This window comes from Psychromonas sp. MME2 (assembly GCF_040566515.1).
In the GTDB taxonomy this organism is placed as follows: domain Bacteria; phylum Pseudomonadota; class Gammaproteobacteria; order Enterobacterales; family Psychromonadaceae; genus Psychromonas.
Map to the genome: position 1 here is coordinate 190,627 of NZ_JBEWXI010000015.1, position 16,378 is coordinate 207,004.

The 16,378-nt window shown below is 38.1% G+C and carries 10 protein-coding genes and 2 pseudogenes; 10 read left to right on the top strand and 2 right to left on the bottom strand.

Annotated features, from left to right (window positions below; genetic code table 11):
* Positions 1 to 61 precede the first annotated feature (61 nt).
* From AB1A03_RS16240 to AB1A03_RS16255, 4 genes and pseudogenes are all read left to right on the top strand, one after another.
* Positions 62 to 514, top strand: a complete 453-nt coding sequence (locus tag AB1A03_RS16240) for an AAA family ATPase (RefSeq protein ID WP_354625643.1) — start codon at positions 62 to 64, stop codon at positions 512 to 514.
* A 781-nt stretch (positions 515 to 1,295) separates the two neighbouring features.
* Positions 1,296 to 3,800: a pullulanase-type alpha-1,6-glucosidase gene (pulA, locus tag AB1A03_RS16245; protein ID WP_354625644.1), complete on the top strand. Its 2,505-nt coding sequence runs from the start codon at positions 1,296 to 1,298 to the stop codon at positions 3,798 to 3,800.
* Positions 3,737 to 5,194 carry an alpha-1,6-glucosidase domain-containing protein gene (locus tag AB1A03_RS16250; RefSeq protein WP_354625645.1) on the top strand — a complete coding sequence of 486 codons (1,458 nt, stop codon included), beginning with the start codon at positions 3,737 to 3,739 and terminating at the stop codon, positions 5,192 to 5,194. The genes pulA and AB1A03_RS16250 overlap by 64 nt, the downstream gene beginning before the upstream one ends.
* Positions 5,195 to 5,576: 382 nt before the next feature.
* Positions 5,577 to 6,300: pseudogene (locus AB1A03_RS16255) on the top strand (YebC/PmpR family DNA-binding transcriptional regulator).
* A gap of 251 nt (positions 6,301 to 6,551) precedes the next feature.
* Here AB1A03_RS16255 and AB1A03_RS16260 read toward each other — a convergent pair.
* On the bottom strand, positions 6,552 to 8,225 hold the full coding sequence (locus AB1A03_RS16260; protein ID WP_354625646.1) for a flagellar assembly protein A: 1,674 nt from the start codon (positions 8,223 to 8,225) through the stop codon (positions 6,552 to 6,554).
* Positions 8,226 to 8,418: 193 nt separating this feature from the next.
* A complete protein-coding gene (locus AB1A03_RS16265; protein WP_354625647.1) occupies positions 8,419 to 10,011 on the bottom strand; it encodes a protein adenylyltransferase SelO in 1,593 nt (530 codons plus the stop codon).
* Positions 10,012 to 10,124: 113 nt separating this feature from the next.
* On the opposite strand from AB1A03_RS16265, the pseudogene yghU reads away from it, so the two are divergent.
* From yghU to AB1A03_RS16295, 6 genes and pseudogenes are all read left to right on the top strand, one after another.
* Positions 10,125 to 10,989: pseudogene (gene yghU / locus AB1A03_RS16270) on the top strand (glutathione-dependent disulfide-bond oxidoreductase).
* Positions 10,990 to 11,099: 110 nt separating this feature from the next.
* Positions 11,100 to 11,288 (top strand): putative motility protein, encoded by a 189-nt coding sequence (locus AB1A03_RS16275; protein ID WP_354625648.1) that lies wholly within the window; start codon positions 11,100 to 11,102, stop codon positions 11,286 to 11,288.
* A gap of 292 nt (positions 11,289 to 11,580) precedes the next feature.
* On the top strand, positions 11,581 to 12,183 hold the full coding sequence (locus tag AB1A03_RS16280; protein WP_354625649.1) for a paraquat-inducible protein A: 603 nt from the start codon (positions 11,581 to 11,583) through the stop codon (positions 12,181 to 12,183).
* The gene (locus AB1A03_RS16285) at positions 12,173 to 12,811 is read left to right on the top strand and encodes a paraquat-inducible protein A (protein WP_354625650.1); all 639 of its coding nucleotides are present in this window, start codon (positions 12,173 to 12,175) and stop codon (positions 12,809 to 12,811) included. Before AB1A03_RS16280 ends, AB1A03_RS16285 begins: the two co-directional genes overlap by 11 nt.
* Position 12,812: 1 nt before the next feature.
* On the top strand, positions 12,813 to 15,830 hold the full coding sequence (locus AB1A03_RS16290) for a PqiB family protein (protein ID WP_354625651.1): 3,018 nt from the start codon (positions 12,813 to 12,815) through the stop codon (positions 15,828 to 15,830).
* A gap of 230 nt (positions 15,831 to 16,060) precedes the next feature.
* Positions 16,061 to 16,327, top strand: a complete 267-nt coding sequence (locus AB1A03_RS16295) for an Lpp/OprI family alanine-zipper lipoprotein (RefSeq protein WP_354625652.1) — start codon at positions 16,061 to 16,063, stop codon at positions 16,325 to 16,327.
* Positions 16,328 to 16,378: the final 51 nt, after the last annotated feature.

Here is a 16,378-nt window from a genome sequence, read left to right on the forward strand (position 1 = left end):
AATAGATAAACTGATAAACTGCAGTGACACAACTATTCTTTACTTAAAAAGTGGATAAACCATGCTAATCATCGATTATCAAAGCAGTAGCTACCAGCGTTTTTTACAAGATTTGAAGCGTCATGTTAGTCACCCTAAACGATTCTTAATTATCTTTAATGGAGCCAATACAACTGATTTGGCAAAAGCAATGGAAGATGTTGAAACCTATAGTGGAAAATTGCTACAGCTCACTTCGGCGATTGCAGAGCAAGAAACAGGCGTGAATGATCTTTTTACAGAGGCAAAAAAATCACAGTCTATATTGTTATTTACAAAAGCAGATATAGCGTTAGGTAAAAGCGTTGCAGTTAAAAATTCGCATGCACTAGAGGCGGATTTTGATTTAAATAATTTTTTTAAAAATATAGCCAATCATAAAGGGATGGTGATATTAGCAAGCGAGAAAGCACAGACACTTAGTGCAGCCTTATCTTCTAAGGTCGATGTTAATCTCCGTTTTACCAGCAAATAAAATAATAGGTTATCCCATGTTACTTCTTTGTTTAGTGTTCGATTAGCGCTTGCTAAAAGAATATTGAGGTAACATGGGGAAATATATAAATCCAATATTCAACGCCATCTCGTTTATGTATTGCAAATATTATAATTAATAATGATCATTTATTTGCACTTATATTATCTTAAATACATTTTTCCTTAATCTGCACATTTCAATAAATTGAAAAACTAAATGTATTTTACGTGACTTGAAAAGCAATAATATGCTTATTTTTAATAAAATAAAGTGAAAATAACAAAGAGCGTGTAAGTGGCGTTTAATTGCTATATTTCATTATCTATATTGAACATTTTCAACGTAAAAAACTATATCCATGATGGTGTTATGCAAATAACTGGCCTAGGTGGTTATTGGTAGCGTTTACATTTGAATATGAAGCGCTTTCGTGTCTTTTTTGTTCTTTTCTTGTTTTGTGCTTGTATCGCCCGGGTTCGCTACATGTTAGTGCTCATTTTTCACGGTAAACCATTACCATGAGAAAGCGCTTTCATGCTGTTTTTTAAAAATCAAGCTGCTTTGCAGTTTTTTTGATTGGTATTCGGTGATGTCTTTCACAGAATTGGTGGATACTTTGCTTTTGAACTTTTTCATTGTTTTTTTTGTAAGATTTGATCACATATTAATTTATTTTAATCCCATAAGATTACGCACCGTAAAAGGGCAACCTTTACTATTTTCATACAAACTGCAAATTATTAATCCAATAATAAATATAATTGAACAGGAAAAGTTAATGAAATTTAAAATTAATAAATTAGCACGGTACACCATGCCGTTATTCGTAGCCGCTACATTAGTAGCCTGTGGCGGTAGTAGCAACAATAATGACGATGATGGTGGTAATGCTGACCAAAGTGAGCTGAATTATCTACGCAAAGATGCGAGCTATGATGGTTGGGGCTTACATATTTGGAACGATGATCCAACTTGTAATGGTGCGGCCGATAGTGCGGTTACATCGTGGGATACTCCATTAGCGCCAGTTGAGACAGGTGATAATGGTGCAGTTTATAAAATCGATTTAAAACCTGGTGCAACCTGTGTGACATATATCATGCACAAAGGTAATGAAAAAGAACCGGGTGGCGATCGTAAATGGGATATGAGTACACTAGGTAAAAAAGTTTACTTAGCACAAGGTAAACCTGAACTTTCTGCTACTCCTGTTGCCTTATCATTGTATGAAGGTACTAAAGGTGCGTTAATCGATGCGTCAACGGTTGCTTGGGACACTAGCGGTGATGCGACCTATGAAATCCATTATCTTGAAACGGGTGGTTTTGCTCTTGATGATGACACAGGGGAAATTACTTCTCCGTCGGTTAAATTAGAGCTAACCGCAAAAGAGATGCCAGAGGGTGCCGCAAAACGTTATGCTGAGTATAAAGCATTCGGCTTTGCTATCCCGCAAGATTCTTCACTAACTGATGCGGAATTAATATCTGGACAACTTGTGCTTGTCGCTAAGAATGCGGAAGGCAAAGTTTTTGATGCTACGGGTGTTCAACTTGCACCTGCGCTTGATGCTGTTTATGCAACTGGCGATGAAGGTGCACAAAAGGAAACCTTAGGTGCTATCGTCACTGGTTCTGATGCGACATTTAAAGTATGGGCGCCTACGGCTAAAAACGTTTCATTATATCTTTATGATGATAATTTAGCGCAAGTTGGTGATGCTGTGACGATGACGCGTAAAGCGAATGGTACTTGGGAAGTACAAAATGTTACTGATGCACTTGGCAAATATTACCGTTACGAAGTGGAAGTATACCACTCTGCTTTAGACAAAGTAGAAACACTACAGGTAACCGATCCCTATTCATTAAGCTTATCAACTAATAGCCTTTACTCTCAAGTTGTTGATTTAGCTATGGACGCTAAGCCTAGTGGTTGGGAAGATCATACAATTCCAACTGTAGACAGACCCGAGCAGTTAGTTATTTATGAAACACATCTTCGTGATTTAACTTCTGCGCCAAACGATGGTGGCACCGATGCGCTAGATGGTAAATATATCGCAATAACTGAAACAGATCGTAAAAGTGTTATGCAGTTAGAGTCACTAGCGCAAAATGGTATGAATGTAGCTCATTTAATGAATGTATTCGATATCGCAACGGTTGATGAAGATCCAGCTAAACGTGTTGATCTGGGTGACACTGTCGCTAAACTATGTGAAATTAAAGCATCGGCAGCCATTTGTGACGATGGTGTAAATGACTCTGTGATCCGTGATGTATTAGAGGGCTATAATCCAGAAACGGGTGATGCACAAGCTTTAATGAATGACCTACGTTCAATTGACAGCTTTAACTGGGGATATGATCCATTCCATTATACAACACCAGAGGGCAGTTATGCGACCGATGCGATGGGAACTAAGCGCATTGAAGAGTATCGTACGCTAATAATGAAGCTCCATGCAATGGGTTACCGCGTGGTAATGGATGTGGTTTATAATCACACTAATGCCGATGGTATTGCTCCTAAATCTGTTTTAGATAAAATCGTTCCCGGATATTATCAGCGCTTAAATGCCTCTGGTTTTGTTGAAACCTCTACTTGTTGTTCAAATACAGCGACAGAAAACGTCATGATGGGTAAATTAATGACGGATTCTTTAGTGACTTGGGCAAAAGAATACAAAATCGATGGGTTCCGTTTTGATTTAATGGGGCACCAACCAAAACAGTTAATGGTGGATTCATTAGCCGCTGTTAAGGAAGTTGATCCTGATACTTATTTCTACGGCGAAGGTTGGAATTTTGGTGAAGTAGCAGATAATGCCTTATTTGAGCAAGCAACTCAGCCTAATATGGGTGGCACGGAAATTGGTACCTTCTCTGATCGTCTACGTGATGCCGTTCGTGGTGGTGGTCCATTTGATGGTGGCAATCAATTACGTGAAAACCAAGGTTTTGCAACTGCTGGCGTTTGGAATGAAATGCAAGCAGATGAAGATACTTCAATTCTTAAATTAAGAGAAGCTGGAGACTTGATTCGCTTGGGTATGGCGGGTAACTTAGCTAATTTTGTTATGCTGGACCACACAGGTAAAACAAAACGTGGTCAAGACGTTAATTACAATGGCCAAAAAGCGGGTTACACTCTTATCCACAGGAAAATATCTCCTATGTATCAAAACATGATAACCAAACACTTTGGGATAATAATATGTACAAAGCCGCATCAGAAGTTTCTTCTGCTGACCGTGCTAGAATGCAAATTATTGCCCTAAGTACGAACATGTTTGGTCAAGGTATTCCGTTCTTCCACATGGGTTCTGAATTGCTACGTTCTAAATCAATGCAACGCGATAGCTACGATTCTGGTGATTGGTACAATACTGTTAATTTTGATATGAGTAGCAATAACTGGAATGTTGGTCTGCCACGTGAAGATAAAGATGGTTCAAACTGGCCTCTAATTAAAGAGATTATTGCGGATAGCAATGCTAAGCCAGTAATGAGCGATATCGAATGGACTGATACTCGCTTTAAGGAGCTATTAAAAATTCGTACTAGTTCACCACTATTTAGTCTTGGCAGTGCAAGTGAAGTTCAATCGCGCGTTGATTTCAGAAATACAGGCGTAGAATCACAATCGGGTGTTATCGTCATGAGTATTGATGATGGTACTACTGCGGGTGCTGATCTTGACCCTGCAGTAGATGCAATTGTTGTGGTGATTAATACAACCAATGCAACAATTAATGCCCCTGTGAAAGATGCTGCTGGTTTTACATTACATACTGACCTAGTTGATAATGGCTCAACATTTAGCGATGGTACCTTTACTGTTCCTGCATTAACAACAGCGGTATTTGTGCAATCACAAGGTGCTAGTCAAGGTGCGGGTCTACCAGTAGATAATAGTAACAAAGATCTCTCTTCTATTCCGCCATTCGGTGATGATATCCCACATATTCGTGGTGATATGAACGGCTGGGGAACGGCGAATGCGATGGAGTTTACTACTGCGGGTGTTTACAACGTTACCATGACATTAGATGCAGGTACCTATGGCTTTAAAGTGGCTGATCCAACTTGGGGACCTATCAATTACGGTGGCTCAGGTGCTTTAACTGTTGGCGATGTATTCCCTTTAAACGGGGGAGATAATATTTCTCTGACATTAGACGTTGATTCAGTGGTTACCTTTAAATTTGACGCCAGCGATAAATCAGCGGCCACATTATTAGTTACAGCTGTTGAAGTAAAAACATGTGAGTTACTAGCCGATAGTGCTGAAACTGGGCCTGTGGCAGAATCACTTGCTGTACGTGGTGCACACTCTGGTTGGGGATGGGATATTGCATACGCATTAAACTATAAAGGTAATAATACTTACCAAGTTGCTTTAAGTGGTGTAGATCTTTCTGGTGGCTTTAAGCTAGCTGCTGATACCGGAAACTGGGACCCACAAGTATTTGCAGGTACAACAACTTCTGCAAGTGCAATGGTACTTGATGCTGAATATGATGCAATTGCACGTATTGGCAGTAGTGCTATCAGTGACCCAGGTAATAACACGTTAGCTTTAGGTGACGGTAACTATGTTATGTCACTGGTTGTAACAGACTTTGTTGATGCACAAAAAGTGGGCACGATGTCAGTTTGTGAAGTTAAATGATATAATTTAATTGCTTTGTAAATCTAAAATCGGTGCCTGGTGCGCCGATTTTTTTTACTTGTTTAATACTAATCTGCATAACTACCTGGCCTATCTTATTGGTTAAAATAATAGATAACAGCGTTTCATTCAATCGTAATAACCTGTTATTACTCAATCATGCGCCTTGCTCGCCATCATTTTTCCACAATAAGCTATGACCATAATATTATGCGAATTGGTATAAATTAATCCGTTAATGGTATCTTCTCTATAAAGTGCAATAGAAAGCTAATTTATAGCCAATAACGCAAATTTTATTGATGTTAGACTAGCCTAACTGCTTAGTTAAGCGTTAAAATTACCACTTTCATTTTAATCAACTATAAAAGAGTCTTAATAGATGGGAAGAGCATATCAAAACCGCAAAGAATCGATGGCGAAAACAGCGGGCGCTAAAACTAAAGTATACTCAAAGTATGGCAAAGAGATTTATGTTTGTGCTAAAAATGGCGGTATAAATCCCGATGGAAACCTCTCCTTACGTCGTTTAATTGATGCCGCTAAAAAAGAATCAAGTACCAACTCATGTCGTTGAACGTGCTATTGAAAAAGCAAAAGGTGGCGGTGGTGAAGACTATGAACGTGCAACTTATGAAGGTTTTGGGCCGGGTGGTTGTAGTGTTATTGTTGACTGTTTAACGGATAATAATAAACGTACATGGACCGATGTACGTAACTGTTTTGTTAAGACAGGTGCGAAAATAGGCTCTCAAGGTACGGTTGCGCATATGTTTGAGCATCAAGCTGTTTTTAGTTTTAAAGGTATAGATGAAGAAACTGTACTAGATGAGTTACTGATGGCTGATGTTGATGTCACTGATGTTGAGAATGAAAAGGGGCAAATCACCGTGTTTTGTCCCCATACAGAATATTATAAGGTCAAAACAGCACTGCATGAGAACCATCCAGACCTTGAGTTTGATGTGGAAGAGATAACCTTTGTTCCACAAACGGACACCGACATCACCGAAGAGCATATTGAGAAATTTGAAAAATTTATGGATATGCTAGAAGATTGTGATGATGTACAGAATGTTTATCACAATGCCGTCTTACCCGATTAAATACTAAGCTAGAAGGCCATTGTGCGCATAAAAAACCACGTTAATTGACGTGGTTTTTTATGCCTGAAATTCACTGTTCTAATTTATACCGTTGCGCATAATATTGCGATCAGGGCTTGTTGAGGAAAAATGATGGCGAGAAAGGCGCTTGATTGAGTAATAGCAGGCTATTACGATTGAATGCAACGCAGCTACTGATTTAAAGCAACAAGATATATCAGATAGTTATGCGGATTAGTCTTGTTTTACGTCTATTTAAGGTAAGGTTCTACGGATAATTTGTAACTTTTTACGGATATTTTAGAAGGCCCATAATCTCGTTGAGAGCGAAAATTATCTCTGCCAATGGATACGATTACATCATTATGTAATTTTTTTTGAATGATGACTTTAGCCTCTTCAAAATATTGTTGTAGCTCCCTATTTTTACTTTCTAGTTCGATTATTAGTGATGATATAACTTCTTTTACAGATGCTTTGGTGAGCTGTAAACGGCTATCTAATTCCTGTTTTTTTTCTGAATTAGGTAGAATGTCAATTTTACGTTGCGCTGAAATTAAACTTTCTAGTTTACTTTGCTCTTCATCTATACATTGTTTTATTAATTGCCTATCATTGATTATTTTCGGATAAATGCCGACCAAATCTATAATCGTTTTACTGCCTGCTGTCGCCCCCAAGGTTACCGTGTTAATACTTTTTTGACAGCGTAAAATGCCACCCAAAATTGTTCCTTTTAGTCCCGATTCATCAATGACATTAATATCACCTTGGCTATCAACATGGCAGTGTAATAACTGTTTTTTAATAAAGACACTTTCACCTGCTTTTATTTGAGAGTATTGGCTAAAATTCGCAATTACGGACCCTTTGGCGGTGATTTGGCAAGAATAATTATCACAATTTTCCTCCTGTTTACGGCCTATGATCCCCTTGGAAACGATCAGGTCTCCACCACAATTTATTTCAGCTGATTCAACGTAACCCGATACGGTAATATCTCCGCTAGAGCTTACTTTCATACCTTCACAAACATTACCCTTGATGATGATACTGCCATCATAATTAACATGACCATAGCCCACATTGACATTATCAATTAATAACACATCATCAACCTGCATTCCGTTACCGAGTGCTTTTGGTATACCAACTAAGGTTGAGATTAATAGATTTTCATCAGAAGGGCTGATTTGAGTGTTAGCACCTGCAATTAATGCGAAATCTTTACCGGGGACATATTCAAGAATATCACCCATAACATTCATGCCTGGTGAACCTAAAATCATCGGGGTTTTACGCATTAAATGACTATCTGGCGCAACGGTAATTAATTCGCCTAAATCACGCATGTCAACACGACCATGTTCGTCTTCGATGGGTTTTAGTAGCCGCTCTTTAGGGGTGTCAACTAGACGAGTAAAACTAGCATTAACCCCATTAACGGCCTCTGAACCTTGAGCAATGGTTGCTTGCACAGCAGTTCCCGGAGGGGCGCTTTGTGATTTTTCGATCAGTAATTCGATGGTTTTATGGCGTATCCCATGCTGAATACCCAATTCATTAATGTGATCCTTCAAGTCGGATTTGGTAATCGCTTTTCCACCGTAAGCAGAGATGATCTCCGCCTTGGCAAACATGAGCATGGGATCAATAGTGATAGATAATTGTGCGTCAATACGTTCAGCAACAATAATCGACTTAGTATCAACAGAGTGGCCTGCTTTTAATTGTTTAACCACCGTTACGGCTTGGTTGATGGCAACTTGATCAAGTTTAAAATTGCAATATGGAGATGATAAAATTAATTGGGTGAGATGTTCTGCAGTGATTGCATCATTGCTAGACTGAATTAGAAATAGTAATTCCTTATTATCACTCGATAGTTTTAGTAAATTACTATTTGCTATTATATTTTCGCCCATAATGTATTGCTCATCTCTCTATTTTGTTTCTAGGTGATTTTTATAAATAATGTAGTTGAAAAATATTTGTAATATTATTGAATCGCAAATAATGTAATAAATGACTAAAAATAAAAAGTCTATTTGATCTTATTTTAATCATATAGTTAAGAACTTGAGTGACGGTCACATAATCGATTTTTTGTGCAATTTATTATGAACTACAGGATAATGTTGAACACCCTATTTTATTTTTTGCCCATTCAGGGCGTCGCTTAGCATATTGTTCATATTGCGGCTGCTCATCGTAAGGGCGTGTAAATATTTTTTGTAATTTATCTATTTCACTAAAGTCACCGAGTTCAGCTAATTCAATCGCCTGCTGGGTTATATAATTGCGCAACACATATTTAGGATTATATTTATTCATCGACATTGCCCGTTGAGAGTCTGTTAATCCATCTAATTCAATTCGCGCTATATAACGTGTTAGCCATTGTTGTAAAATGGGCACATAATGGCCATCAACTTTATGCGAGTCATAGAAACAAGGGGAAAATAGTTCAAGCCAGCTATTCATATCAGTGAGGTCGATTTGGGCTGAGAGTTTTGCCAAGTTACGATAGAAAATGGTCATGTCTGTTTCGATCAGTGATAGTAATGTTTCTAAATCCTTAAACAATTGCAAATCGTCCTCGCCTTGATAAGCGACAAGACCTAGCTTATTGGCCATCATTTGGCACCATTTACGTTGATAATTAACCTCGTAGTCATTGAGAATAGCTTGCAACGGTGCTGTTTCACCAATAAGGGGTAAAATAGCATTAGCTAAGCGGTAGAGATTCCACAAGCAAATAGCTGATTGCTGTCCAAAGCGATAGCGTTTTTGTTCAAAATCGCTGCTATTGGGCGTCCAATCTAAGTCAAAATTATCGATCCACCCATAGGGGCCGTAATCAATTGTTTCACCAATAATAGACATATTATCAGTATTCATAACCCCATGGACAAAACCGACGCGCATCCAGTGTATAATTAAATGACAGTGACGCTGGCAAATTTCTTTAAACCAAGCGATATAAACGTCTTTATCCGAGGCGTTGTCAGCCTGTAGTGTGGGGAAATCTGCTTTTATACTATATTCAACAAGCTGCTGTAACAGCGCATGATCGCCCCGTGCAGACGGTAACTCAAAATTACCAAATCGTAAAAAGGAAGGAGAAACTCGACATACAATAGCCCCCGACTCCATTGCAGAGTTGCCGTTATACATCATGTCTCTGAGGACTTTTTCACCCGTCAAGCATAAGCTAAGTGCGCGTGTCGTTGGGATGCCTAAATTAAAAAGCGCTTCTGAACATAAATATTCACGAATAGACGAACGAAGTACCGCGCAGCCATCACCGCGTCGAGAGTAAGGGGTTTTTCCTGCACCTTTTAATTGCAGCGTCTGATAACCTAATTTTTTAGTGACAAGTTCACCTAAATTAATCGCACGGCCATCCCCTAATTGTCCAGCCCATTGACCAAATTGATGGCCGCCATAGCAAAGCGCATAACCTTGCATTCCCGCTAATAGTTTATTGCCAGTCATTACTTGAGTAAATGCATCTTGATTGCTTAATAATTTGGTTAAGCCTAATTGTTCGACTAGTTGTTCATTATAAGCAATTAAAGAGGGAGCTTGGGTTTTCTTTGGGGTAACCAAGGAGTAGGCAGAAAACTCGACACTTCTACAGCCGTTTTCGATGATCGGGTCTGCAGGTAATTCTCTTATAAATTGATTATCGAAATTTGCTAATGGCATAATAAATATTCCAAATTGAGATAGTTAAATAGTATACTGTTTTGGTTGGTTATTTAGCAAGGCAATGAATAGGTAAATTAAATAATCTGAAAACTGTTTATTTTGGAGGAATGATGAAAAACAAATATATACCTGAGAAAGTTTGGCAAAATAATGCGCAAACTGGCGGAACTTGGGCAAGTATCAATCGCCCAATAGCAGGGGCTACGCATGATAAGGTACTTCCTATTGGATCGCACCCTTTACAGCTATATTCAATGGGAACGCCAAATGGTCAAAAGGTGACGATTCTACTGGAGGAGCTATTAGCGTTGGGAGTCGAAGAGGCTGAATATGATGCTCATTTAATTCAAATAGGGCAAGGAAATCAAGTTCTCTTCCGGTTTTGTTACTGTCAATCCAAATTCAAAAATTCCAGCGTTAGTCGATTGCTCCACGGAGCCTGCAATCAATGTATTTGAGTCGGGCGCAATTTTGCTATATTTAGCAGAAAAACACGCGCTGTTTATTCCAAAAAATAGCGCCGAACGTGTGCAGGTTTTGAACTGGTTATTTTGGTTACAAGGTGCGGCACCATACCTAGGTGGCGGCTTTGGTCATTTTTATGCCTATGCCCCAGAAAAATTTGAATATCCCATCAATCGTTTTACCATGGAAATAAAACGCCAATTGGATCTTCTAGATAAGCAATTATCTACAAACACATTTATTGCAGGCAATGAATACAGCATAGCAGACATCGCTATTTGGCCATGGTATGGAAATTTGGTGCTGGGTAAATTGTACGATGCCGCTGAGTTTTTAGATGTCCAAAGTTATAGTAACTTACAGCGTTGGGCAAAGCAGATCGCATCGCGTACCGCAGTACAACGTGGCAGGATTGTTAATCGCACGTGGGGGGATGCTTGGGAAATGTTAGCTGAACGACATCAAGCATCTGAAATTACTGATATACTCAATTTAACCCCTAAAAAATAAATTGAGTATATAGAGGCTGTGTGCTTATTTTAGCATTCATTCATTATTTTATGTTGAGTTAAAATGATACGCTATAATAAAAATATGCGTGCAAGTAACAAGGAGATATCATGGATATGGCGGTAGTAGGCTCAGTGCTAACTGAGCAGAATAGAATTAATACACTTGAAAAAGTAAATATTAATTTATTAAAAACAACGAATAATCAAGCAGAACAACAGGCCGCTCAATTAATTGATTCTATTGCGCCTGTGAAGCCTGAAGGAAGTAAGGGGCACCATATAGATGTTTCGGTATAACCGCACATTATATTTGTAGATTTGTGTATTCGTTTTCCTGATAGGTTAGCAGCTTCTTCTTGTGGCAACACATAATTTGTTTTTCGCACGGAGAGGCTATTGCAAAATCGTCATAGTTCGGTTATTTTCGTTAAACTAATCAATTAATTAACAACACCTAATGTTTATGTGGCGTTATTTAAACCTTACAAAGTATTATAATTATAATTAAAATTAGGATTTAATTAATGTTGTTAACAACGTTACTAAGTACATTCTGTGTAACTTTAAGACAGATAGAGGGATTTTGCTGATGTCGCATCTTCATGCCTGTCATGAATGTGATCTTTTAATTGATATTGGATCGATATCAGAGGGGCAAGTTGCAGGTTGTCCCCGTTGTGGTTGTGAGGTTATTAGGCGGAAAATAGATGCGATTCGTCGAACCAAAGTGGTTGCTATTTCGGGATTAATTTTTTTTGTGCCAGCCATCTTTATGCCATTGATGGCAATGCACGCTGTTGGCCGTGCGAATTCGGCAAGTTTGCTTGAATGTGTAGAAATCTTATTGCAAACGGAATTATATTTCGTGGCATTGATTGTTGCGTTAACGAGTATTATTGCACCTCTTTTTAAGTTGACGTTAACATTATATATCAGCTGTTATTTTGATACCCCTGTAATGCAACATCCTTATTACCGTAAAGCGGTGTTAATTTATCATAAAATTGATTCATGGGAGATGCTCGAAGTGTTTATGATGGGGATTTTGGTTTCTATTATCAAATTACAGGCAATGGCGGTATTAACTTTTGGCATGGGGCTTGTGTGTTTTGTTGGTTTGTTATTGTGTGTGGTTGCGTTACGCGTGACTTTTGATATAGAGCAAATATGGGAAAGAATTCATGAGCATTGATAATGCTTCACTCCCGCGAGTTAATACGGCTAAAAATCATGGTTTGGCAGCTTGCCCCCATTGCCATTTTGTAAATAAATGGGATAAAGAAGAAGAATCACCAAAGTGTCACCGTTGTGATGGGGCGATTTATAGTCGCAAGCCAGATTCCTATAATCGTACTCTTGCCTATACTATTACTGCTACGATTGCATATATCCCTGCAAATCTCCTTCCGATTATGACCATCGTTTATTTTGGCAAAGGCGATCCTGATACTATCCTATCTGGTGTTGCACTACTCATTAAATTAGGTAGCTATCCGATTGCCGCGGTGATATTTTTGGCTAGTTTTATTCTCCCTCTTTCAAAATTGGTCGCGTTATATGTACTTGTCTATTCCCTAAAGAATAAATCCCGTTTTAGCAAAAAACGGCTGACTACTTTTTATCGATTTATTGAAATATTTGGCCGTTGGTCTTTACTCGATGTGTTTGTTGTTGCACTGCTAGTCACACTTGTTGAAATTGGCAGTGTTGTTGAAATTATTGCCGGAGGTGGTGCTACCGCTTTTGGTATTATGGTCGTGCTGTCTATACTTGCAGCCGAAAGTTTTGATCCCCGTTTAATTTGGGATGAGGAAGAGTAGAATGAGTCAGGAAATAAGTACCACCGAATCTGCGATCGTTAAAAAAAGCTCTAAAATGTCCGTTATCTGGATTTTACCCATATTGGCCGCGATTATTGGTATATGGATGATTGTCAATGCCGTGATGACAGCAGGCATCAACATACAGGTACAATTCGAAAGTGCCGATGGTATTGTCGTTGGTAAAACCGAAGTACGATATAAGGGGCTCGTGGTTGGCGTTGTAAAAAATGTTAACATCACTAAAGATATGGATAACGTCATCGCGCATATTGAAATGGATTATAGAGCCGATGTGTTATTGAAAGAGACAACGGCATTTTGGATTGTCCGTCCTGAAGTCAGTCTGTCTCAAATATCTGGGCTGGATACCGTTTTTTCAGGCAATTATATTGCAATGGCTGTTGGTGAAGGTGCGACTAAGCATGAATTTGTTGCTTTGGACAAAGCCGCTCCAATTTCCGAGGATGCGCCTGGTTTACACATTTCCGTCTATGCAACTAATTTAGGCTCCGTAGCAATCGGTAGCCAAGTTTTCTATAAAAAAATAGCCGTAGGTAAGGTTATTGATTATGAGCTAGAAGAAGATAATGATTGGGTCAAAATAAACCTGCTTATTGAAAAAAAATACAAAAAATTAGTTAAAGTTGACTCGCGTTTTTGGAATGCAAGTGGTATTGATATTAGTGGCAGTTTATCCGGTTTTCACCTCCGTACGGAGTCGCTAGGGTCGATTGTTGCCGGTGGCATTGCTTTTTATAACCCGAATAATGATGAATCGGCGTTAGCCGAAAATTCCCATACATTTAACTTATATGATACCTACGATGATGCAAAAGCATGGTTTGAAATAACATTACGCTTTGATAACTTTAGTGCCGTTACTGTTGGTAAAACTAAAGTCAGGTATGCTGAGCATGATTTAGGTTTTGTTAAGTCACTGGAATTTGATAAAAACAGTAAGGATACGGATGAATATAGATGGGTCGGAAAAGTTTTCCTTGATCCAGAAGTAGCTCCCTATATCACTGAATCAACTAAATTTTGGTTGGATAAGCCCATTATCAGCTTAGATAAAATGGATAGTTTCAACAAGATTCTAGAAGGTACTTATATCGCCATTGAACCAGGTATTATTGGTGATAAACCTAAATCTGATTTTACTATACTCGATACTCAACCCATTAATGATTACTCTAAACCCGGGTTGCATTTGCAACTACTAGCCAAAAATTTAAATTCAATAAATGCAGAACAGGGGGTTTATTATAAGCGAATGAAAGTAGGCAACATTGAGGGGTTTGAACTTGCTGAGGATAATGTCTCCTTTAATGTGCATGTTTATATCGAAGAAAAATACCAACATTTAGTTAATGAAAATAGTGTTTTCTTTGAAGACTCTGGTTTTGAACTTACTGGAAATTTGCAATCTTTTAGCCTCAAGTCGCGGCCCCTGCAAGCGCTGCTAGTTGGCGGAATATCTTTCCATGGAGATGTTAAAAATAAGTCACACAAACCACTTGAAAACGGAGCGATATTCCCACTTTATCATTCCAGAAAAGATGCTAGATATAGTGAAAAAGTATATCTGACAGTAAAGAATGCCAATAAAAATGAAATTAACGCGAACATAACACGACTAATGTATCAAGGTGAAGAAATTGGTATGGTATCTCACGTCAAAGTTACGAAGGATTTAAAATCGCGTATTGCCACAATTAAATATGATCCCAAATTTACCAAATTATTTGTCAAAAATAGTGCTGTTTGGATGGTTGAACCAAAAATATCAGCAGGTTCGTTAACCGGATTAGATGCATTAGTGAAAGGGGCTTACCTTGTTATTAAGCAAGGAGATGGTACCCCGACGAAAAACTTTTATTTAAGTGATAGCGCGCCAGCCTCACGTCCTGGTGATCCTGGCTTACAACTTATTATTAGTAGCGATGAAGCTGGCTCAATTACGGTTGGTACACCCGTTACATATTTGCAGCAACATATTGGTTATGTTGAAACGGTCAATTTCAATGGGTCAGGAAAAAATGTTGATATAACGCTGACCATAGATGATGAATATCGTCATTTTGTACGTGATGATGCCCGTTTCTATCAAGGAAGTGGTATCAATGTTGCTGGAAATATCACTGACTTGGATATTCGTACAGAAAGCTTAGCTTCAGTGATAAGAGGCGGGATTGCATTATTACCAAGCGAAAATAGTGAAGCCAAAGCAGCCTCTGAAATGCAAAAATTTAAATTGTTTGCAAGCCGATCTCAGGCGATTCTCAATGGTTATGATGTTCAACTTGAATTTGACACTGTTGTTGATTTGCAAGAAGGGGCACCCGTTAAATTTAATAATCATGTTGTTGGCAATGTTAATAATGTCGCTGTTAATAATAATCTCACTGGTACAAAGGTCAGTTTAAGTATCTCTAAAAAATTCCCCGCGTTATTTGCGAAAGATGCCAAATTTTGGCTCTCTTCTGCACAAATTGGCTTAACGAATATTGAAAATCCGCAGGCAATATTAACGGGTAATTTTATATCTGTTGTACCGGGGGAGTCTAAGAATTCAGCGCATATATTTAGTGGTTTATATAGTAAACCCATTGTTAAATCATTAACAACGGGTTTAAATATCGGCTTGCGTACTAATTCGTTAGGCTCTTTAAAAGTGGGCGATCCAATCTATTACAGACAAATTAAAGTCGGTAAAGTAATTGATTTTGATCTCACGAGGAATGCTAACGCTGTCATTATATATGCAAATATTGATAGTAAATATCAACATTTACTAAATGAAAATAGTCGCTTTTGGAATGCCAGTGGCATTGATGTTGATGCAGGTATTTTTTCTGGCATAAAAGTCAGAACAGAATCTTTAGAATCTATTTTATCGGGAGGACTCGCTTTTGCTTCGCCAGCAGAGGGCGCTCCGCTAGTCAATAACCGAGCTTTATTTGATATTTTTGATGAGCCAAAGAAAGAGTGGTTAGATTGGCAAATAAATAAATAGTGCTCTCTGATAATGTTGTTCTTATTGATTTATAGGAAAATTTATAAAAGCAACATTTTGACGAATTTTTTGTTAATGTCATTCAAAATGACTTTTAAATGACAAAAATAAAATTTTAATAGTTGGAAAATAATAAAAGCTCTGACATACTTGTAATGTATAGAAAAAAATATATATTGTATGTAAAAGATATATTTACATCCCGTACGATAACTAAAAGAGGTTTTACTATGAATAATAAATTAACTATCGCTGGAATTATCCTTGCAACTACAGTTTTAGGTGGTTGTGTGAGCAAAGCTGATTTAGATGCGAGTGTTGCACAAACAAATAAACAAATTAGTGAGCTATCTGCTAAAGTAGATGGTCTAGCTGCTGATCACGCTCGTATGGAAGCTGAAACTGAAGCGAATACAGCAATTGCTGAAGCTGCTGCAATGGAAGCTGAACGCGCAAATCTACGCGTAGATAGCATTGTTGAATCTTACAAAAAATAATTGTTAGATTATTAAATATTTAGTTTGATTATTGCACCGCTTGTAGATGTA

Coding starts and splice junctions, on each gene's coding strand:
- AB1A03_RS16295 (WP_354625652.1), top strand. CDS start 16,061: ATGAATAATAAATTAACTATCGCTGGAATTATCCTTGCAACTACAGTT.
- AB1A03_RS16250 (WP_354625645.1), top strand. CDS start 3,737: ATGTACAAAGCCGCATCAGAAGTTTCTTCTGCTGACCGTGCTAGAATG.
- AB1A03_RS16280 (WP_354625649.1), top strand. CDS start 11,581: ATGTCGCATCTTCATGCCTGTCATGAATGTGATCTTTTAATTGATATT.
- AB1A03_RS16260 (WP_354625646.1), bottom strand. CDS start 8,225: ATGGGCGAAAATATAATAGCAAATAGTAATTTACTAAAACTATCGAGT.
- AB1A03_RS16290 (WP_354625651.1), top strand. CDS start 12,813: ATGAGTCAGGAAATAAGTACCACCGAATCTGCGATCGTTAAAAAAAGC.
- AB1A03_RS16275 (WP_354625648.1), top strand. CDS start 11,100: ATGGATATGGCGGTAGTAGGCTCAGTGCTAACTGAGCAGAATAGAATT.
- AB1A03_RS16240 (WP_354625643.1), top strand. CDS start 62: ATGCTAATCATCGATTATCAAAGCAGTAGCTACCAGCGTTTTTTACAA.
- pulA (WP_354625644.1), top strand. CDS start 1,296: ATGAAATTTAAAATTAATAAATTAGCACGGTACACCATGCCGTTATTC.
- AB1A03_RS16285 (WP_354625650.1), top strand. CDS start 12,173: ATGAGCATTGATAATGCTTCACTCCCGCGAGTTAATACGGCTAAAAAT.
- AB1A03_RS16265 (WP_354625647.1), bottom strand. CDS start 10,011: ATGCCATTAGCAAATTTCGATAATCAATTTATAAGAGAATTACCTGCA.